Here is a 19,243-nt window from a genome sequence, read left to right as displayed (position 1 = left end):
CAATGGTCAAGACGTCAGGTGAAAGCGTGATGGACAGCGTGGATCTGAATGTCCTGCGCAGTGTCCTGCAATGGCGCCGCGCGGGACAGCGGGTGGTGCTGTACAGCGTGGTCCAGACCTGGGGCAGCGCGCCGCGCCAGCCGGGGGCGATGCTGGCCTTGCGGGAGGACGGCGTGGTGATCGGTTCGGTGTCCGGTGGTTGTATCGAGGATGACCTGATCCAGCGTCTGCAGGATGGACGCTTGTCGGCGACCGGGCCGGCGGTGCAGTTGATCACCTATGGGGTGACGCGGGACGAGGCGGCGCGTTTCGGCCTGCCCTGTGGTGGCACGTTGCGCCTGACCGAGGAATGGGTGGGCGATCCGGCGTGGGTCGCCGAGCTGCTGCGGCGCTGCGAAGACCATGAGATCGTGGCTCGTGAGCTGGACCTGCACAGCGGGGCGGTGACGCTGCATTCGGCGAGCAGGCAGGACGTTCTGACATTCGACGAGCGGACCTTGCGGGCGATCTATGGGCCGCGCTGGCGCTTGTTGTTGATCGGTGCCGGGCAGTTGTCGCGCTATGTGGCGGAGGTGGCCCGCTTGCTGGATTTCGAAGTACTGATCTGTGATCCGCGCGCGGAGTTTGTCCAGGGCTGGGAAGCGCAGCACGGGCGTTTTGTGCCGGGCATGCCGGATGAAGCGGTGCTCGGCATCGAAACCGACGAGCGTACGGCGATTGTCGCCCTGACCCACGATCCGCGCCTGGATGACATGGCGCTGCTTACGGCGCTGAATTCCCGGGCGTTTTATGTCGGGGCGCTGGGTTCACAGGTCAATAGTCGCAAGCGCAGGGATAATCTGGCGCTGCTGGGCTTGAGCCGCGAGGCTATCGGACGTCTGCATGGGCCTATCGGGCTGCATATCGGCAGCCATACACCGGCGGAGATCGCCTTGTCCTTGATGGCGGAAATCGTGGCGATCAAGAACGGCGTCGAATTGCGGCAGAAAAAAACGGAGTTGGCGAGCAGTGAGTGAGGCGATCGCGGCCATTGTCCTGGCGGCGGGGCAGGGCAGTCGCTATCGGCAAGTGGCGGGTGCCGATCAGGACAAGTTGCTGGCACCGTGCGTTGGGCGTGATGGGGTCGAGCGGGCGGTGCTGGAGCATGTGCTGCTGAGTTTACCGCAGGGGCCTGGAGCCCGATTGCTGGTGACGACGGCGGATCGGGTCGAGGTGATTGGCCTGGCGCAGGCGTATGGCTGTGGGGTATTGCTGATCGAGTCGACGGGCATGGGCGACAGCCTCGCCGCCGTCGTGACGGCGACGACCGATCAGGCGGGATGGTTGGTGCTGCTGGGGGATATGCCGTTTATCCTGCCGGAGACGGTGGCGCGGGTGATGGAGGGGATTGAAGACGACGGTATCTGCGTGCCGGTTTTTCAGGGCGAGTATGGGCACCCGGTGGGATTCGGGCGCTTGTTTGGGCCGGCCTTGATGGGGTTGTCGGGGGATCGCGGGGCCAAGCCGTTGTTTGCGGGAGGCAACGTGCGAGAGCTGTCTGTTGAAGATCATGGTGTGCTTTGGGATGTTGATAGGCCAGAGTGTTTGATATTTCGCGGAAAATTTTCCAGCTGATTGATGTCGGATTTATTTTAATCGTACTCATAGGTAGGTTCGGAGCAGGTGAGCCCTCCTATTTTGGGGCCTTTGATTGGGATCAGGCAGTCGTATCTCTCGCGTGCAGCGGGCAATAGAGGGAATACAAGCAGGCTGCTACTGATTCCCTTGTCCGAGAAAGTTATTTCTTCAAAGTCGGAATAAGAAACCTGATTTGTGAAAGCTTTACCATTTATGGAACAGAACTTTTTTCTGGATAAAATGGTCCATTTTTTGTCCGGGTCTAACACTTCTATAGTCAGGCAGGGATCGTCATGAGTTTTAATATATCGGGCTACCACTTCACCGATTCTTCTCGATTTTGCCTCGTATATGGTGTTGTAGTTTGCTTTTTCGCTGGTTGCGTAGGTGTTGGTGGAAATGAGTAGCAGGGCGATTATTTTTTTCATTTTTCTACCTGAATTTATTTATGTGGTTTATACGTCTGTTGAACCGGTCGCTGGGCACGTTTGGCCAGTTTGATGGGGCGCTGATAACTGAATACAGTTTGTTGATGTCATTGTTTGTGATATGCCGTTGTAGCAGAGCCCTGGATCTGTTGTCGTAATCACCTCGATATTTTAAGTCGATGATCAGGTCTTTGATTGCGTTATGGGTTGAACTCCAGTTCAATGTGCCATATTTGTCGGTTGTGCCAGGGTTTCCCGAGATTCGAAGGACTTCGCTTTCCATGAATTCATAGACCGGTTTGAATAGTTCATGCTGCTGCTTTCTTGAAATAGAAAAGCTCTTGATCTCCGCCCTGGCAGCCTTGAGATAATTTCTCGCCGCCTGCCCATGAAGCCCTTTGGCCCCAATCAACCAGCTATACAACGGCTCAGGAATATTGGCCGCTGCTAGATCGGCTTCGGCATTCTTGTTCTGTCCCAGGTCATACCCACGACCGATGGTTATACCTGAAGCACCACCCGGCCAATGCACCTTGCGACTGAAGTAGATATGCAGCGGATGTGCCGGATCCTCAATATCATTACCCTCCACATCAAACGTCAGTTGCCCTCGCTCCACCTTGAGCCACTTGAGGTCGTTTTCATCTTCTATGGCGACGAAGTTCGCCAACAACCCGATGGGATGAAAATGCCAGGCTTTCCCGTCCGGGCTGATCCCATGTTTCCCCGCCAACTCCGCCCACCAGGACAGTTTCCGAATACGCTTTTTCTCCTCCAGCCAACTTTCATTGGGCTCGTTTTCGCTATGCCGCAGCAGGGGATCCAGCTCATTCCATTTGGCGGGATTCCATAACCACTCGCTTTCGTAATGGACGATCAACTGCGAAATGGCTTGAGCATGATGGGGATTGTCCAGCGCGCTGCGAATTCGCTCGGGCGTCAGCAGCGGGCTGACCGCGATGGAGTCGGCGCTGCCCTGGAGGATCTGGCGCAATCGGGTCTTGATCGGGCCGTTGTTCGCCTTGTGCACCAGCAAGTCGTAGTCGGCCTGTTGCGCCTTGCTGAGCAGCTCCTGCGCCTGGAAATGGCAGGCCAGTTGTTCGCTATGGCAGCTCGTCTCGCGCAGGCAGTCGAAGCCCACCCAATCCCAGGGACTGTAGTGGTCGAAGAACAACGCGCTCTCGCCCAGCCAGCCGCTGACACGCTGGCCGCTGGCATCGGCCATGCGATTCTTGAGGTGCCACCAGTTCTGGGTGTAGGGCTTCAGGCCAGGAGGGGCAAAGGTGTCGCGGATCCGGTGATCGGACGGCAGATTGTCCAGGACCACCCGCGGCAGGATCAGTCCCGGAAGCGTACGCAGGCTGCGCATCGCCATCTTCGGTGGATTGACGGCATTGATCTGTGGTGTGTGAGGCGCCAGCGCACTGGCGACTGCGCTGATTCTTGCCAGCGCTCTTTCGCTGTCGGGAAGGCGAGCGGCATAGGCACGGCTTTTCTCGATAAAGGCCGGAACATCGTCACAACTGAAGACTTCCAGATGCAGCAGGCCAGCGCCATCCGCATGATGGGGTGTACTGAAGGTGCCAGGATGGCCGATCAATTCCCCGGCCTGGATGGCAAAGGGGGAGGCGAGAAGGATGACTCGACCCTTGGTTTCAGGTTCTCCACTCCAGAATCCGGGCCTGGCTCTGTCGGGTTCGTGCTGGTAATGCTCCCAACTGAGCAAATGCATGTACAGGCTGTAGAACGTCAGCGACGGCGGCGGCTCGCCAGGCAGGCTCAGGCAATGCTTGACCAGTACGAACCCCGTCGAATAGTCAGCCGGTTCGCCGTTGGCCTTGAGGGAGGAGGGGTAGGTCTGATCGATACGGTAGGCAATGACCTCGCCGTCGGCGATGCAGCGCACGGTCTCCTGGTTGAGGAGTGCCGCCGTGTGCTTGTCGAAATGCACACCACCATGCCAGAGGCCGCTTTGTCCCTGCGGATAGGTGCCGCCCGTGGCTTTTGCCAGGGCGTCGTAGCAGCCTTGCGGGTCAGTGACTTCCCGGCTGCGGGCGCCGGCAGTCTTGAAAGGAAAGCACCAGGCCAGTGTCTTGTTTGCGTCCGTCATGAACATCGCCCTCTCACCCATCCCTGAGAGGCTTGACTGTGCACCGACGAAAAACTGAAGTCAGTCAGCGGACTTCAACCTGCAATGTAAGGCCTTTCCTTTCTATATGACGGCTTGAGCCTCAAATGGGCGGGACTTGTCAGGCAACCGGAATCACGGACAAAAAAAGCCCCGCCTGCATCGCTGCAGGCGGGGCTTTTCAACAGCCGTCGGAATCAGACGAGGGGTTTAGGCTCGTGGGCTTTTTCCGGGGCTTTGGGGCTGTGTTCAACCACTTCTTCGACGGACTGCAGGTTTTCGTCGAGGGTGGTCGGTGCAACCGTCTCGCTCTCAGCGTGCACAGGGGCTACCGGAGCGGCTTCTGGTGCAGGAGCCGGCTCGACAGCGACCACGGCCTCTACTGCCGGGGCAGCAGCGGCGCGTTCGGCGGCTTCCTGGGCCAGACGCTCTGCTTCACGCTTGCGACGACGCACTTCACGCGGATCGTTCGGCGCGCGACCGCTGCTGGTCAGGGCGCTGGCTGGCGCCGCCTCGACCACCGGTGCAGCCGCCTCGACCACAACCGGAGCAGGCTCTGGCTGTGCAACCACGGCCGGCTCTGCAGCCACCACGGGTTCAGTCACCGGGGCCTGTGCAGCGACTGCTGGCTCGGACCATTGGAACGTGGCCTGGACTTCCTGGGCAGGCTCTGCTGCTTGCGCAACCGGAGCTTCAACAACCACGGCTTCGGCGACAGCGGCCTGGGCAACCGGCTCTTCAACGGCAGGCACTGCGACAGCCGGGGTTTCGATGGCCGGTTCAGGCGCCACGAATACCGGCGGTTCAGCGACAACAGCCGGTTCGACGGCGGCTTCGACCACAGGCTCGGCGGCGTGCACCGGAGCGACTTCCACTTCCGGTGCCACTGGGGCTACTACCGGGGTGGTGGCTTCAACGACCGGCGCTTCGACCGCAGGGGCTTCCTGGGTTGCGGCAGTAGCCAGTTCGGCCTGGCGATGCGCCTGGGCCTCGGCTGGAGCACTGATCACGCTGCCGGCGACGGCGGCGGTCACGGCCACGCCGGCAGCCAGTTCGGCAGCCGTGGCGGGTTCGTGGTGTTCTTCGCTGCCTTCTTCCGAGCCTTCGATCACATTGCCGTTGGCGTCACGCTGACGTTCGCGACGGTTGCTGCGACGACGCTGGCCACGGGAGCGGCGACGTGGACGATCGCCACCTTCGGCGTGGTCCTGGCCGTCGTCCTGCAGTTGCTCTTCGCCCTGCAACACTTCTTCTTCAGCGGCGGCTGCGGCCTGTTCGGCACGCGGCTGGCGTTCTTCACGCGGTGGACGTGGCTGGCGCTCTTCACGTGGCGCACGGGCCGGACGCTCTTCCGCGACCACGGCAGCCGCCGTTGCAGCCGCGGCAACGGCCGGTGCGGCATCCAGTGGTTCACGCAGTTCGCGCACGCGTTCCTCACGCTCGCCACGTGGCTTGCGATCTTCACGCGGGGCACGCGGAGCACGTTCTTCACGAGGGGCACGCGGAGCGCGTTCCTCACGGGCTACGGCCGGTGCTTCGTCACGGGCTTCGCGCAGTTCACGCGGCGCACGCTCTTCACGCGGTGCACGTTCTTCCCGTGGGGCGCGTTCTTCACGAGGCTCGCGCGGTGCACGTTCTTCACGTGGCGCACGCTCTTCACGCGGCTTGCGCTCTTCATCGCGGCGACCGTTACGGTTGCGGCTCTGCTGGCGACCGCTGCGACGCTCTTCGTTGCGCGCCGGGCGCTCGGCCGCCGGTTTTTCAACCACGGCCGGGGCAACCGGTTCTTCCTTGCTGGCGAACAGGCTGACCAGGGACTTCACCAGGCCCTTGAACAGGCTTGGCTCGGCCGCGACAGGCGCGGGGGCGGCCACGGGAGCCGCCACCACTTCGGTCGGAACCGGGGCGTTGGCGCGGGCCGGAGCGGTCTTGACCGCCGCTTCCTGGCGAACCAGGGTGCGGGTGGCCGCAGCCGGCTGGGCGTCTTCGACTTCGGCGGCGGCCGCGGCGATTTCGTAGCTGGACTGGGCGCTGTGGGCTTCCGGGCTGTCGTCGCGCAGGCGTTGCACTTCGAAGTGCGGCGTCTCCAGGTGATCGTTCGGCAGGATCACGATGCGCGCACGGGTGCGCAGTTCGATCTTGGTGATCGAGTTGCGCTTCTCGTTGAGCAGGAAGGCAGCGACCGGGATCGGCACCTGGGCGCGGACTTCGGCGGTGCGGTCCTTCAGGGCTTCTTCTTCGATCAGGCGCAGGATCGCCAGGGACAGCGATTCGACGTCACGGATGATGCCGGTGCCGTTGCAGCGCGGGCAGACGATGCCGCTGCTTTCGCCCAGGGACGGACGCAGGCGCTGGCGGGACATTTCCAGCAGGCCGAAGCGCGAGATACGGCCCACTTGGACGCGGGCACGGTCGGCTTCCAGGCATTCACGGACTTTTTCTTCCACGGCGCGCTGGTTCTTGGCCGGGGTCATGTCGATGAAGTCGATGACGATCAGGCCGCCGATGTCGCGCAGACGCAACTGGCGGGCGATTTCTTCAGCGGCTTCCAGGTTGGTCTGCAGCGCGGTTTCTTCGATGTCGCTGCCTTTGGTGGCGCGGGCCGAGTTGATGTCGATGGACACCAGGGCTTCGGTCGGATCGATCACGATGGAGCCGCCGGAAGGCAGTTCGACGACGCGCTGGAAGGCGGTTTCGATCTGGCTTTCGATCTGGAAGCGGTTGAACAGCGGCACGCTGTCTTCGTACAGCTTGATCTTGCTGGCGTACTGCGGCATCACCTGGCGGATGAAGGTCAGGGCTTCGTCCTGGGCTTCAACGCTGTCGATCAGCACTTCGCCGATGTCCTGGCGCAGGTAGTCGCGGATCGCGCGGATGATCACGTTGCTTTCCTGGTAGATCAGGAAAGGCGCGGAACGGTCCAGGGAGGCTTCCTTGATCGCGGTCCAGAGTTGCAGCAGGTAGTCGAGGTCCCACTGCATTTCTTCGCTGCTGCGGCCAAGGCCGGCAGTGCGCACGATCAGGCCCATGTCGGCCGGGGCGACCAGGCCATTGAGGGCCTCGCGCAGTTCGTTGCGCTCTTCGCCTTCGATGCGCCGGGAAATACCGCCGGCACGCGGGTTGTTCGGCATCAGCACCAGGTAACGGCCAGCCAGGCTGATGAAGGTGGTCAGGGCGGCGCCCTTGTTGCCACGTTCTTCTTTCTCGACCTGGACGATGACTTCCTGGCCTTCGCTCAGGACGTCCTTGATGTTGACACGGCCTTCGGGGGCCTTCTTGAAGTATTCGCGGGAGATTTCTTTCAGCGGCAGGAAGCCGTGGCGCTCGGAGCCGAAATCGACAAAGGCAGCCTCAAGGCTTGGCTCGATGCGAGTAATCCGGCCTTTATAGATGTTGGCCTTCTTCTGCTCGCGGGCACCGGACTCGATGTCCAGGTCGTAGAGGCGCTGGCCGTCTACCAGGGCAACACGCAACTCTTCGGGTTGAGTTGCGTTAATCAGCATTCTTTTCATGTAGTACCGTCGGTTTCCGGGCTGCCGGAAACGGCGTTCGGCACACACGACTTCTCACGGTCGGTGTCAGGTGCGTCAGGAGTGGTTGGCCATTCCTGTGTCGGCCGAGGTTCGTCCAGAGGGGGCGAAGTCGCGACTCACGCGTCCTGCTCGAAGGGTGACAAACGACACCTTCGCAAGCAAAAGCTCTGTCAGGAGGAGGAATCAACCGCGGGTGTGGACGATATGAAGCGTCTTGATCAAGCCTAATGCTACACAGTCCGACGGTTGTGCATCTCCACCCTACACGTATCCTTGATAATTCGGGTGCGGCCGCGCGCAGAATCCGCAGCGGGTTGGCATTTACCGTGTTCTCCGAAAGGGAAAAGCACGCTCATGGCTAATTAGGCGTTGTTTCCGAAGCCTTCGCCCAGGTGTGACTCGTGACCGACTGCACTTTGTGAACTGGCCGTTAATACCGGCTCGGGAAACGAGTGTTGACTCAGTTTTCCGGCGCGCTTCAGGCCTCATGTCACCTGCGCTCGTTACGGTCGCGAACCTTTCCTCGAACGGCGAAAGCCCCGTAGGACGGCCTCGCATCCTGATGAATTGCGTTGGTCAGGGCCGGCGGTTGGCCGTTGGTCCTCTGTCCAGCCGCTTTTGGCGGCGTTCGCGACTATAGCAGCAATGATTAAGTGCTTCAATTCCATAAAAAATTGTTATCATCGCCGACATGACGACGACTACCCCCCCGACTCCAGGCGTACAACTGCTTGAGGTCTCGCCGGAATATGCCGGCCAGCGCATTGACAATTTCCTTCTCGCCCGGCTCAAGGGTGTGCCCAAGACCTTGATTTACCGCATTTTGCGCAAAGGCGAAGTGCGGGTGAACAAGGGGCGCATCAAGCCCGAGTACAAACTGCAGGCCGGTGATGTCGTGCGGGTTCCGCCCGTGCGCGTCCCCGAGCGCGACGAGCCGGTGCCCCTGGCCCAGGGCCTGTTGCAGCGCCTGGAGGACTCGATTGTCTTCGAGGACAAGGCGTTGATCGTGATCAACAAGCCGGCCGGCATCGCCGTGCACGGCGGCAGCGGCCTGAACTTCGGCGTGATCGAGGCCTTCCGGCAGTTGCGTCCGGACGCCAAGGAGCTGGAGCTGGTCCATCGCCTGGACCGCGACACCTCCGGCCTGCTGATGATCGCCAAGAAGCGCAGCATGTTGCGCCATCTGCACGAAGCGCTGCGCGGCGATGGCGTCGACAAGCGCTACATGGCCCTGGTGCGCGGCAACTGGGCTACCTCCGTCAAGCAGGTGCGTGCGCCCTTGCTCAAGAGCAACCTGCGTTCCGGCGAGCGCATGGTCGAGGTCAACGAAGAGGGCAAGGAGGCGCTCACGGTATTCAAGGTGCTACGCCGTTTCGGTGATTTCGCGACGATGGTCGAGGCCAAGCCGGTGACCGGTCGTACCCACCAGATTCGCGTACACACCCTGCACGCCGGGCATTGCATTGCCGGTGACAGCAAGTATGGCGATGATGACTTCACCAAGGAGATTCGTGACCTGGGCGGCAAGCGTCTGTTTCTGCACGCCTACATGCTGACCGTGCCGCTGCCGGATGGTGGCGAGTTGAAGTTGCAGGCGCCGGTGGATGAAATGTGGGCCAAGACGGTGGAGCGACTGAGTGCGGTCTGAATACAAGCTGCTGATTTTCGATTGGGACGGCACCCTGGCCGACTCCATTGGTCGGATTGTCGAGGCGATGGGGGTGGCTGCCGCTCGTTCGGGGTTCGCCCAGCGCGATGAAAAGGCGGTCAAGGGCATTATCGGTCTCGGCTTGCCGGAAGCGATTCGCACCTTGTACCCGACGATCACCGACGATGAGCTGATTGTCTTTCGTCAGCACTATGCCGACAGCTATATTGCCCTCGAGGCGGTGCCTTCGCCGCTGTTTCCGGGCGTGGTGCAGTCCCTGGAGGCGTTTCGTGCCGCGGGCTATCAACTGGCGGTAGCGACCGGCAAGGCCCGTCGCGGGCTCGACCGGGTGTTGAAGGCCCATGGCTGGCTGGATTATTTCGATATCACCCGCGCCGCCGATGAAACCGCCAGCAAGCCGCACCCGTTGATGCTGGAACAGATTCTCGCCCATTGCGCTGTCCCGGCTTCCCAGGCCTTGATGGTCGGGGACTCGGCGTTCGATTTGCAAATGGCGCGCAATGCTGGCATGGATTCAGTGGCGGTGGGCTATGGTGCCTTGTCGCTGGATGAGTTGCGGGCGTTCGAGCCGCGCTTGGCGATTGACAGTTTTCCACAGTTGCATGCCTGGCTCGATGGCCGGGTCAATTGAATTCGTTGGGGTGAGTACGCATGTCTGATGAATGGAGCGCGCCGCCAAAGGCGAATGCCGAGCCGGGCGACGACAAGAGCTGGAAGCTGCTGGAAAAGACCTTGCTGGCCGGTGTGCAGGAGCAGCGCCGTTCGCGGCGTTGGGGGATTTTCTTCAAGCTGTTGACCTTTTTGTATCTGTTTGGCGCGCTGGTGATGCTCTCGCCGCTGATCGGCAAGGAAAAGAGCGCCGGTCATGGTGCCCGCTATACCGCGCTGATCGAGGTGCGCGGGGTGATTGCGGACAAGGAGTCGGCCAGTGCCGACAATATTGTCGGCAGTCTGCGCAGTGCCTTCGAGGATCCGAAGGTCAAGGCGATCATCATGCGGATCAACAGCCCGGGCGGCAGTCCGGTGCAGTCGGGTTATGTGTATGACGAGATTCGTCGCCTGCGTGGCCTGCATCCGGATACCAAGGTGTATGCGGTGATTTCCGATCTGGGTGCTTCCGGTGCCTACTACATCGCCAGCGCGGCGGACGAGATCTATGCCGACAAGGCCAGCCTGGTGGGGTCCATTGGTGTGACGGCGGCCGGCTACGGTTTCGTCGGCACCATGGACAAGCTGGGGGTGGAGCGTCGCGCCTACTCCTCGGGGGAACACAAGGCGTTTCTTGATCCGTTCCAGCCGCAGAAGGCCGATGAGACCCTGTTCTGGCAGGGGGTGCTGGATACCACTCATAACCAGTTCATCGCCAGCGTGAAGAAGGGGCGTGGTGATCGCCTGAAGGACAAGGAACATCCCGAGTTGTTCTCGGGATTGGTCTGGTCCGGCGAGCAGGCGTTGCCGCTGGGGCTGGTGGACGGCCTGGGCAGTGCCAGTTCGGTGGCGCGGGATGTGATCGGCGAGAAGGAGCTGGTGGACTTTACCGTTCAGGAGTCGCCTTTCGATCGTTTCTCGAAAAAGCTCGGTGCCAGTGTCGCGGAGCAGTTGGCAATGTGGATGGGCTTCCAGGGGCCGACCTTGCGCTGATGCTTGTGCAGCAATAAAAAAACCGGTCGCGAATGACCGGTTTTTTTATTGGAGAAACGCGTAGTACCGGTACCTTGTAGGAGCAAGCTTGCTCGCGATCAGCCGGCAGGCTGAGGGTTCTGCGATGGAAAACATTACGGAATCTGCATGCCCTCGGCCAGCAACATATCCACCAGGCGAATCAACGGCAGCCCGATCAGGCTGGTGGCGTCCGGCCCCTCCGTGCCCTGGAACAGGCTGACCCCGAGGCCCTCGGCCTTGAAGCTGCCGGCGCAGTCGTAGGGTTGCTCGGCATGCAGGTAGCGTTCGATACGGGCGACATCCAGATGGCGCATCTGCACGGTGAAGGGGATGCAGTCCACCTGGCAGGTCCCGGTCCGGCTGTTGAGCAGGGCCAGTCCGGTCAGGAAGCTCACGCGGGCGCCACTGGCGGCCAGCAGTTGTTCGCGGGCCTTCTCGAAGCCGTGGGGCTTGCCGAGTATCCGGTCGCCGAGTACCGCGACCTGGTCCGAGCCGATGATCAGGTGCGCCGGATGGCTGGCGGCCAGTGCCCGGGCCTTTTCCTCGGCCAGGCGTTTGACCAGCTCGATGGCCGCTTCGCCCGGGCGTTGGCTTTCGTCGATAGCCGGCGCGGCACAGGTGAAGGGCAGGCGCAGGCGGGTCAGCAATTCCCGCCGATAGGCGGAGCTTGAGGCAAGTAACAGAGGCAGCATGCGGTTCTCCTGAAGAAGGCCGTCGATTCTAGTCGGCTCTCCTGCTGACGGACAGGGCCTAATTTCCTTTGACAGTGGCGGGGGGCATCCCTAGAATGCTGCGCCTATGTTGAATGACCCGATTCCACCTCACGTTGACCCGCGCAAATTGGCTGATCGTGGCACCACCCTTCAAGGTGAACTGCTGCTGGCCGATTTGGAGAGACTCTGCGACTCGCTTTCCGACACTGTCGGTACGGTGCAGGCTAAATTCGTTTTTGAACGAGATGAACGTAAAACTGTGACGATTCACAGCTTTATCGACACCGAAGTCAAAATGGTTTGCCAGCGTTGTCTTGAGCTGGTCACCCTGCCGATCCACAGCGAATGCAGTTACGCTGTGGTGAAGGAGGGTGCGAATACCCAGTCGTTACCGAAAGGTTATGACGTGCTGGAACTGGGCGAAGATCCTTTGGATCTGCAGGCATTGATCGAGGAAGAGCTTCTGCTCGCCTTGCCCATTGTGCCTGCTCATCATCCGGAAGAATGCCAGCAGCCGGCGGGGCTCGATGAGCCCGAACCGAGCGAGGACGAGGTAACGCGGTCCAACCCGTTCAGTGTATTGGCGCAGTTAAAGCGTGACCCAAACGTTTAGGAGTTAATCAATTATGGCTGTTCAGCAGAACAAAAAATCCCGCTCTGCCCGTGACATGCGTCGTTCCCACGATGCTCTCGAGGCTAGCACCCTGTCCGTGGAAAAGACCACCGGTGAAGTTCACCTGCGTCACCACGTATCGCCAGAAGGCGTATACCGTGGCCGTAAAGTGATCGACAAGGGCGCTGACGAGTAAATCTTGTCCGCTCAGATCATCGCGATCGACGCAATGGGCGGGGACTTCGGTCCCCGCAGCATTGTCCAGGCCAGTATTGCCTGCCTGTCCGCCACGCCCTCGCTGCACCTGACCCTTGTCGGTCAACCTTCCCAGCTTGAACCCCTGATCGCCAGCCATCCGGCTGTGGATCGCGCGCGCCTGACCATTACCCCTGCCGCCGAAGTCATCACCATGGACGAGCGTCCGTCCCAGGCCCTGCGTGGCAAGCCGGATTCGTCGATGCGCGTGGCTTTGCAGTTGCTGCGTGATGGCAAGGTCCAGGCCTGTGTCAGTGCCGGCAATACCGGAGCCTTGATGGCCTTGTCGCGGTATGTGCTCAAGACGTTGCCGGGGATCGATCGTCCGGCCATGGTCGCGGCCATTCCGACCCAGCGTGGCTATTGCCAGTTGCTGGACCTGGGGGCGAATGTCGATTGCAGTGCCGAGCACCTGTTCCAGTTCGCCGTGATGGGCGCGGTGGCCGCCGAGGCCCTCGGCGTGGTGCGGCCCCGGGTCGCCTTGCTCAATGTCGGCACCGAGGACATCAAGGGCAACCAGCAGGTCAAGCTGGCGGCGAATCTGTTGCAACAGGCGCGGGGGCTGAACTACATCGGCTTCATCGAGGGTGACGGGCTGTATCGCGGCGAGGCCGATGTGGTGGTGTGCGACGGTTTTGTCGGCAACATCCTGCTCAAGTCCAGCGAAGGCCTGGCGACCATGATCGCCGCGCGGATCGAGACGCTGTTCCGGCGGAACCTGGCTTCGCGGCTGGTCGGCGCCCTGGCCTTGCCGTTGTTCAAGCGCCTCAAGGCCGATCTCACTCCGGCGCGGCACAACGGTGCGAGTTTTCTCGGCCTGCAGGGGATTGTCATCAAGAGCCACGGCTCCGCCGGGGCCGAGGGCTTCCAGAGTGCGATTGCCCGGGCCTTGATCGAGATCCAGGAAAACCTCCCTGAGCGCCTTCACGGTCGCCTGGAGGATCTATTGCTTTAGGCGTTTTCCCGTGGGAATGCTTAAATGTGACCGCTCAGTTCGATCAGCCATCCAAACTGACAGTTTCTTGCGTCCGCCAAGGCGGGACGTCAATTTTTCGACGACAAGATCATTAGGGGCTTGTTACATGTCTACATCCCTCGCATTCGTCTTTCCAGGGCAGGGCTCGCAGTCCCTCGGCATGCTGGCCGAGTTGGGCGCGCAATACCCGCTGATCCTGGAGACCTTCAAAGAAGCCTCCGATGCCCTGGGCTATGACCTCTGGGCACTGACCCAGCAGGGGCCGGAAGAGCAGCTCAACCAGACTGACAAGACCCAGCCGGCCATCCTCACGGCCTCCATTGCCTTGTGGCGCCTGTGGCTGGCCGAGGGCGGTGCGCGTCCGGCCTATGTCGCCGGGCACAGCCTGGGCGAGTACAGCGCGCTGGTCGCCGCCGGCAGCCTGAGCCTGGGCGATGCGGTGAAGCTGGTGGAGCGTCGTGGCCAGTTGATGCAGGAAGCGGTGCCGGCCGGGCAGGGCGCCATGGCGGCGATCCTCGGGCTGGACGATGCCGATGTGGTTGCCGCCTGCGCCGACTCCGCCCAGGGCGAGGTGGTGAGCGCGGTGAACTTCAACTCGCCGGGCCAGGTGGTGATCGCCGGCGCCAAGGCGGCCGTCGAGCGCGCCATGGAAGCCTGCAAGGCCAAGGGCGCCAAGCGTGCCCTGCCGCTGCCGGTCAGCGTACCGTCCCATTGCGAGCTGATGCGTCCGGCCGCCGAGCGCTTTGCCGAGTCCATCGCCGCCATCGACTGGCAGGCCCCGCAGATCCCGCTGGTACAGAACGTCAGCGCCCAGGTGGCCGCCGACCTCGCGACCCTCAAGCGCGACCTGCTGGAACAACTCTACAAGCCGGTGCGCTGGGTCGAGTCGGTCCAGTGCCTGGCGGCCAACGGCGCCACCGAACTGGTCGAGTGCGGCCCTGGCAAGGTGCTGGCCGGCCTGAACAAGCGTTGCGCCGATGGCGTCAACACGTCCAACCTCAATACCCCGGATGCCTTCGCCGCCACGCGCGCGGCGCGGGCCTGAATCAGGAGAAGCCTGCATGAGTCTGCAAGGTAAAGTTGCACTGGTCACCGGCGCCAGCCGTGGCATCGGCCAAGCCATCGCCCTCGAGCTGGGGCGTCTCGGCGCCGTGGTCGTCGGCACCGCGACCTCGGCCTCGGGCGCCGAGCGTATTGCCGCAACCCTCAAGGAGCACGGGATTCAGGGCACCGGCCTGGAACTTAATGTAACCAGCGATGAATCCGTTGCCGCGGTACTGGCCAGCATCACCGAGCAGTTCGGTGCGCCGGCGATCCTGGTCAATAATGCCGGTATCACCCGCGATAACCTGATGATGCGGATGAAAGACGACGAGTGGTACGACGTGGTCGATACCAACCTCAACAGCCTGTTCCGCCTGTCCAAGGGCGTTCTGCGCGGCATGACCAAGGCGCGTTGGGGGCGAATCGTCAATATTGGTTCGGTTGTGGGTGCCATGGGCAACGCAGGCCAAGTAAACTACGCGGCAGCCAAGGCCGGCCTCGAAGGTTTCAGCCGCGCGCTGGCGCGTGAAGTCGGTTCGCGCTCGATTACGGTAAACTCGGTGGCCCCAGGGTTCATCGACACCGATATGACCCGCGAATTGCCCGAGGCGCAGCGTGAAGCCTTGCTGACGCAGATTCCGCTGGGCCGTCTGGGCCAGGCTCAAGAGATCGCGCAAGTGGTCGCTTTTCTGGCCTCGGACGGTGCGGCTTACGTGACTGGGGCTACAATCCCGGTGAACGGCGGGATGTACATGTGATTCAAATGTGACGGATTGCTTCAAAAAAATGTCATACGAGCGGTCTAAAATCCGTTATAAAGCTGCAACTTATTGACGGGCAGGGGGCAAAGGGGGGACGAAGGCTGAAGCTTTCGGTTGAAAAGCTGAAAAGCCTTTCTATACACTTACCCACCGGCCAGCTGCCTGAATTTTTCCATTAGGAGTGAAAACAAGGTATGAGCACCATCGAAGAACGCGTCAAGAAAATCGTTGCCGAGCAACTGGGCGTCAAGGAAGAAGAAGTGGTCAACACTGCTTCGTTCGTTGAAGACCTGGGTGCCGACTCCCTTGACACCGTTGAGCTTGTGATGGCTCTGGAAGAGGAATTCGAGACCGAAATCCCTGACGAAGAAGCTGAAAAAATCACCACCGTACAAGCCGCTATCGATTACGTTAACAGCCATCAGGCTTAATCGTTTGTAATCGTTGCCTGCTGTCATGGAAAAACCGCACTGCCATTACGGCGTGCGGTTTTTTCTTTAGGTGTGAGGCAAAGTGTCGTCAACAGGATAAAGGAGAGTGCTGTGTCGCGTAGACGCGTCGTAGTCACCGGTATGGGGATGCTGTCGCCATTGGGTACCGATGTTCCGAGTACCTGGCAAGGCATTCTGGCTGGCCGCAGTGGCATTGGTCTGATCGAACACACGGACCTTTCTGCCTATACCACCCGTTTTGGCGGCTCGGTAAAAGGCTTCAACGTCGAAGAATACTTGTCGGCCAAAGAAGCCCGCAAACTCGACCTGTTCATTCAATACGGCCTGGCAGCCGGTTTCCAGGCGGTGCGCAACGCCGGCCTCGAAGTCACCGATGCCAACCGTGAGCGCATCGGCGTGGCCATGGGTTCGGGTATTGGCGGTCTGACCAATATCGAGCAAACCTGCCGCACGCTGCACGACCAGGGGCCACGGCGCATTTCGCCGTTCTTCGTCCCCGGTTCGATCATCAATATGATTTCCGGTTTCCTGTCCATCCACCTGGGTGCCCAGGGGCCGAACTATGCCATTGCGACGGCGTGCACCACCGGCACCCATTGCATCGGCATGGCCGCGCGCAACATTGCCTACGATGAAGCCGATGTGATGATTGCCGGCGGTGCCGAAATGGCTGCCTGCGGCCTCGGCATGGGTGGTTTCGGCGCATCCCGTGCGTTGTCCACGCGCAACGACGAGCCAACCCGTGCCAGCCGTCCCTGGGACCAGGGTCGTGACGGCTTCGTGCTGTCCGACGGTGCCGGTGCCCTGGTGCTCGAAGAGCTGGAGCATGCCAAGGCCCGTGGCGCCACCATCTACGCCGAGCTGATCGGCTTCGGCATGAGCGGCGACGCCTACCACATGACCTCGCCACCCGAGGACGGCGCCGGCGCCGCGCGCTGCATTGCCAACGCGATGCGCGATGCGAAGCTGAACCTGGACCAGGTGCAGTACATCAATGCCCATGGCACTTCGACTCCGGCCGGCGACCTGGCCGAAGCCCAGGCGATCAAGCAGGTGTTCGGCGAGCACGCCTACAAGCTGGCGGTCAGCTCCACCAAATCGATGACCGGCCACCTGTTGGGCGCCGCCGGTGCCGTCGAGGCGATTTTCAGTGTGCTGGCCATTGCCGACCAGGTGGCGCCGCCGACCATCAACCTCGACGAGCCCGGTGAAGGCTGCGACCTGGATTTCGTGCCCCACGAAGCCCGGCGCATGCCCATCGACGTGGTGCTGTCCAACTCCTTCGGCTTTGGCGGTACCAACGGCTCCCTGGTGTTCCGCCGGTTCGCCGAGTGATGGACAGCTGGGTCGACGGCCAGCCGGGCGATTCGTTGTCCATCAAGGACCGTGGCCTGGCCTACGGCGACGGTCTGTTCGAGACCCTCGCCGTGAAAGCCGGCCAGCCGGTGCTGCTGGAGCGGCACCTGCAACGCCTGGCGGACGGCTGTCGGCGCCTGGGCATCGTGGCGGATCACCTGCTGATTCGCCGTGAGCTGCTCGCCTACAGCGCCGCATTGGGGGAGGGCGTGCTCAAGCTGATCCTCACCCGTGGCGATAGTCAGCGTGGCTACGCGGCGTCGGCGGATGCCTCGGCGCGGCGTATCCTGCAAGGCAACCCGCCGTCCAGTTATCCACAGGCGTACCAGCAGCAAGGTATCCGCCTTTTCCCCTGCGCCACGCGTTTGTCCGAACAGCCCTTGCTGGCCGGGCTCAAGCATCTCAATCGCCTGGAGCAGGTCCTGGCCCGTGCCGAGTGGCAGGATGCCGAGCATGCCGAAGGCTTGATGCTCGACACCTCGGGTCGGGTGATCGAAGGGGTGTTCAGCAATCTGTTCCTGGTGCATCAGGGTGTGCTCTTCACCGCCGATCTGAGTCGTTGCGGCGTGGCGGGGGTGATGCGCGCGCAACTGCTGGAAGAAGCGAAAGCGCTGGCGATCCCTGTCGATATTTCCGACATCAGCCTGGAGCAACTCCGGCAAGCTGATGAAGTCTTTCTCTGTAACAGCGTCTATGGCGTCTGGCCCGTCCGGGCTTTTGCCGACCTGAGCTGGTCGGTTGGCCCGCTCACCCGTAAACTGCAAAGTATTGCCCGCGCGCTATTGGAAGTTTGAATTGAGACGTAAATTCTTGGTGCTGCTGCAATCCGTTCTGGTGCTGGGCGGTTTGTCGCTGGGCGGTTCTGCCTGGAAACTGCATTCGGCGCTGGAGCAACCCCTCAACCTGGCGCAGGAACAACTGCTGGACGTACCGGCCGGTGCGACACCGAGCGGTACCTTCAATCGCCTTGAGGCCGACGGCCTGCTCAAGGACGCCTTCTGGCTGCGCCTCTACTGGCGCTTCAATTCGGCCGGCGTGCCGTTCCACAGCGGCGAGTATCGACTCACGCCGGGCATGGACGTGCGTGGGTTGTTGGCCCTGTGGCAGCGTGGTGAAGTGGTGCAGTACAGCCTGACCCTGGTCGAAGGCTGGAATTTCCGCCAGGTACGCAGTGCCCTGGCCAAGACCGAAAAGCTCCAGCAGACCCTGACCGGTCTCAGTGACAGCGAAGTCATGACCAAGCTGGGGCACAAGGATGTCTTCGCCGAAGGCCGCTTCTTCCCGGACACCTACCGCTTCGTGCGCGGCATGACCGACGCCGAGCTGCTGGAGAAGGCCTACGAGCGCCTGGATAGTGTCCTGGCCCAGGAGTGGCAGAAACGTTCCGCCGATGCGCCCTATACCGAGCCTTACCAGGCCCTGATCATGGCCTCGCTGGTGGAGAAGGAAACCGGCGTGCCCCAGGAGCGTGGGTTGATTGCCGGGGTGTTTGTCCGGCGGATGCAGCAGGGCATGCTGTTGCAGACCGACCCGACGGTGATCTATGGCCTGGGCGAGCGCTACACCGGCAAGCTCACCCGTGCCCACCTGCGTGAAGCAACGCCCTACAATACTTATGTGAACGCCGGCCTGCCGCCGACCCCGATTGCCATGGTCGGGCGCGAGTCGATCCATGCCGCGTTGAACCCGGTGCCGGGCAACAGCCTGTACTTTGTCGCGCGCGGCGACGGCAGCCATGTCTTCTCCGACGACCTGGACTCGCATAACAACGCCGTGCGCGAGTTCCAGCTCAAGCGCCGGGCCGACTACCGCTCCAGCCCCGCGCCGACGGCAGCTCCAGCGGCTACACCGGCTCCGGCGGCTGCCTCTGCACCTGGCCCGGCGCCGGTGCAGACCCCGGCTGTCGGCGTGCCCGAGACGGCGCCTGCACCCGCCGCCGCACCGGCCCCGGAGCCGACCGTCGCACCTGCACCCGCGGCACCGGCGCCAACCGACGCCGAGGCGAAAGACTCGCAATGAACCTGAATAAGGACTGC

General features: G+C 61.8%; 18 protein-coding genes. 14 read left to right on the top strand and 4 right to left on the bottom strand.

All coding sequences use genetic code 11. The features are described 5' to 3' along the window. The first annotated feature begins 29 nt into the window (after positions 1–29). Complete coding sequence (locus UCMB321_RS08645) at positions 30–1,016, top strand: XdhC family protein (protein ID WP_040065542.1); 987 nt, start codon at positions 30–32, stop codon at positions 1,014–1,016. Further along, a complete protein-coding gene (locus UCMB321_RS08640) occupies positions 1,009–1,614 on the top strand; it encodes a nucleotidyltransferase family protein (protein WP_040065417.1) in 606 nt (201 codons plus the stop codon). The genes UCMB321_RS08645 and UCMB321_RS08640 overlap by 8 nt, the downstream gene beginning before the upstream one ends. Before the next feature lie 17 nt (positions 1,615–1,631). Here the strand turns inward: UCMB321_RS08640 and UCMB321_RS08635 are convergent, their stop codons facing one another. The 3 genes from UCMB321_RS08635 to rne all read right to left on the bottom strand — a co-directional run bounded on the left by UCMB321_RS08635 (position 1,632) and on the right by rne (position 7,685). Further along, entirely contained in the window at positions 1,632–2,045 is a 414-nt protein-coding gene (locus tag UCMB321_RS08635; protein WP_052451105.1) for a hypothetical protein, read from the bottom strand. Positions 2,046–2,049: 4 nt separating this feature from the next. Further along, the gene (locus UCMB321_RS08630; RefSeq protein ID WP_040065537.1) at positions 2,050–4,155 is read right to left on the bottom strand and encodes a lysozyme family protein; all 2,106 of its coding nucleotides are present in this window, start codon (positions 4,153–4,155) and stop codon (positions 2,050–2,052) included. Between the two features lie 215 nt (positions 4,156–4,370). After that, a complete protein-coding gene (gene rne / locus UCMB321_RS08625) occupies positions 4,371–7,685 on the bottom strand; it encodes a ribonuclease E (protein ID WP_209437146.1) in 3,315 nt (1,104 codons plus the stop codon). Positions 7,686–8,397: 712 nt separating this feature from the next. Here rne and rluC point away from each other — a divergent pair. Genes rluC through UCMB321_RS08610 form a run of 3 tightly spaced genes read left to right on the top strand, consistent with a single transcriptional unit; the run spans position 8,398 to position 11,016 of the window. Continuing rightward, the gene (gene rluC / locus UCMB321_RS08620; protein WP_040065410.1) at positions 8,398–9,354 is read left to right on the top strand and encodes a 23S rRNA pseudouridine(955/2504/2580) synthase RluC; all 957 of its coding nucleotides are present in this window, start codon (positions 8,398–8,400) and stop codon (positions 9,352–9,354) included. After that, complete coding sequence (locus UCMB321_RS08615; protein ID WP_040065408.1) at positions 9,344–10,006, top strand: HAD-IA family hydrolase; 663 nt, start codon at positions 9,344–9,346, stop codon at positions 10,004–10,006. Before rluC ends, UCMB321_RS08615 begins: the two co-directional genes overlap by 11 nt. Before the next feature lie 20 nt (positions 10,007–10,026). Continuing rightward, complete coding sequence (locus UCMB321_RS08610) at positions 10,027–11,016, top strand: S49 family peptidase (protein WP_040065405.1); 990 nt, start codon at positions 10,027–10,029, stop codon at positions 11,014–11,016. 134 nt (positions 11,017–11,150) lie between these two features. Here UCMB321_RS08610 and UCMB321_RS08605 read toward each other — a convergent pair whose 3' ends face one another. After that, the gene (locus UCMB321_RS08605) at positions 11,151–11,729 is read right to left on the bottom strand and encodes a Maf family protein (RefSeq protein WP_040065404.1); all 579 of its coding nucleotides are present in this window, start codon (positions 11,727–11,729) and stop codon (positions 11,151–11,153) included. Between the two features lie 106 nt (positions 11,730–11,835). Here UCMB321_RS08605 and UCMB321_RS08600 point away from each other — a divergent pair, with 106 nt between their 5' ends. From UCMB321_RS08600 to mltG, 9 genes are all read left to right on the top strand, one after another. Then, positions 11,836–12,363 carry a YceD family protein gene (locus UCMB321_RS08600; RefSeq protein ID WP_040065402.1) on the top strand — a complete coding sequence of 176 codons (528 nt, stop codon included), beginning with the start codon at positions 11,836–11,838 and terminating at the stop codon, positions 12,361–12,363. Positions 12,364–12,376: 13 nt separating this feature from the next. Further along, positions 12,377–12,559 (top strand): 50S ribosomal protein L32, encoded by a 183-nt coding sequence (gene rpmF / locus UCMB321_RS08595; protein WP_003179396.1) that lies wholly within the window; start codon positions 12,377–12,379, stop codon positions 12,557–12,559. Between the two features lie 3 nt (positions 12,560–12,562). After that, positions 12,563–13,573 (top strand): phosphate acyltransferase PlsX, encoded by a 1,011-nt coding sequence (gene plsX / locus UCMB321_RS08590; protein ID WP_084614840.1) that lies wholly within the window; start codon positions 12,563–12,565, stop codon positions 13,571–13,573. A gap of 127 nt (positions 13,574–13,700) precedes the next feature. After that, positions 13,701–14,639: an ACP S-malonyltransferase gene (gene fabD, locus UCMB321_RS08585; protein WP_040065399.1), complete on the top strand. Its 939-nt coding sequence runs from the start codon at positions 13,701–13,703 to the stop codon at positions 14,637–14,639. 16 nt (positions 14,640–14,655) lie between these two features. After that, positions 14,656–15,396, top strand: coding sequence for a 3-oxoacyl-ACP reductase FabG (fabG, locus tag UCMB321_RS08580; protein WP_040065397.1), 741 nt, complete (start codon positions 14,656–14,658; stop codon positions 15,394–15,396). 197 nt (positions 15,397–15,593) lie between these two features. After that, positions 15,594–15,830 (top strand): acyl carrier protein, encoded by a 237-nt coding sequence (gene acpP / locus UCMB321_RS08575; protein WP_004884578.1) that lies wholly within the window; start codon positions 15,594–15,596, stop codon positions 15,828–15,830. A gap of 111 nt (positions 15,831–15,941) precedes the next feature. After that, positions 15,942–17,186, top strand: coding sequence for a beta-ketoacyl-ACP synthase II (fabF, locus tag UCMB321_RS08570; RefSeq protein ID WP_040065393.1), 1,245 nt, complete (start codon positions 15,942–15,944; stop codon positions 17,184–17,186). Beyond that, positions 17,186–18,001 carry an aminodeoxychorismate lyase gene (gene pabC / locus UCMB321_RS08565; protein ID WP_040065391.1) on the top strand — a complete coding sequence of 272 codons (816 nt, stop codon included), beginning with the start codon at positions 17,186–17,188 and terminating at the stop codon, positions 17,999–18,001. Before fabF ends, pabC begins: the two co-directional genes overlap by 1 nt. A gap of 1 nt (position 18,002) precedes the next feature. Next, on the top strand, positions 18,003–19,226 hold the full coding sequence (gene mltG / locus UCMB321_RS08560) for an endolytic transglycosylase MltG (protein ID WP_040065389.1): 1,224 nt from the start codon (positions 18,003–18,005) through the stop codon (positions 19,224–19,226). Positions 19,227–19,243 lie beyond the last annotated feature (17 nt).

The sequence above is a fragment of the Pseudomonas batumici genome, from assembly GCF_000820515.1.
In the GTDB taxonomy this organism is placed as follows: Bacteria; Pseudomonadota; Gammaproteobacteria; order Pseudomonadales; family Pseudomonadaceae; genus Aquipseudomonas; species Aquipseudomonas batumici.
This window is presented reverse-complemented; position numbering and strand designations above follow the sequence as displayed.

Excerpts from the sequence above, each read along its gene's own strand:
- UCMB321_RS08645 (WP_040065542.1), top strand. The coding sequence starts at position 30 with ATGGACAGCGTGGATCTGAATGTCCTGCGCAGTGTCCTGCAATGGCGC.
- fabG (WP_040065397.1), top strand. The coding sequence starts at position 14,656 with ATGAGTCTGCAAGGTAAAGTTGCACTGGTCACCGGCGCCAGCCGTGGC.
- pabC (WP_040065391.1), top strand. The coding sequence starts at position 17,186 with ATGGACAGCTGGGTCGACGGCCAGCCGGGCGATTCGTTGTCCATCAAG.
- UCMB321_RS08605 (WP_040065404.1), bottom strand. The coding sequence starts at position 11,729 with ATGCTGCCTCTGTTACTTGCCTCAAGCTCCGCCTATCGGCGGGAATTG.
- fabD (WP_040065399.1), top strand. The coding sequence starts at position 13,701 with ATGTCTACATCCCTCGCATTCGTCTTTCCAGGGCAGGGCTCGCAGTCC.
- UCMB321_RS08600 (WP_040065402.1), top strand. The coding sequence starts at position 11,836 with ATGTTGAATGACCCGATTCCACCTCACGTTGACCCGCGCAAATTGGCT.
- acpP (WP_004884578.1), top strand. The coding sequence starts at position 15,594 with ATGAGCACCATCGAAGAACGCGTCAAGAAAATCGTTGCCGAGCAACTG.
- rpmF (WP_003179396.1), top strand. The coding sequence starts at position 12,377 with ATGGCTGTTCAGCAGAACAAAAAATCCCGCTCTGCCCGTGACATGCGT.
- UCMB321_RS08630 (WP_040065537.1), bottom strand. The coding sequence starts at position 4,155 with ATGACGGACGCAAACAAGACACTGGCCTGGTGCTTTCCTTTCAAGACT.
- UCMB321_RS08635 (WP_052451105.1), bottom strand. The coding sequence starts at position 2,045 with ATGAAAAAAATAATCGCCCTGCTACTCATTTCCACCAACACCTACGCA.
- rne (WP_209437146.1), bottom strand. The coding sequence starts at position 7,685 with ATGAAAAGAATGCTGATTAACGCAACTCAACCCGAAGAGTTGCGTGTT.
- UCMB321_RS08610 (WP_040065405.1), top strand. The coding sequence starts at position 10,027 with ATGTCTGATGAATGGAGCGCGCCGCCAAAGGCGAATGCCGAGCCGGGC.
- rluC (WP_040065410.1), top strand. The coding sequence starts at position 8,398 with ATGACGACGACTACCCCCCCGACTCCAGGCGTACAACTGCTTGAGGTC.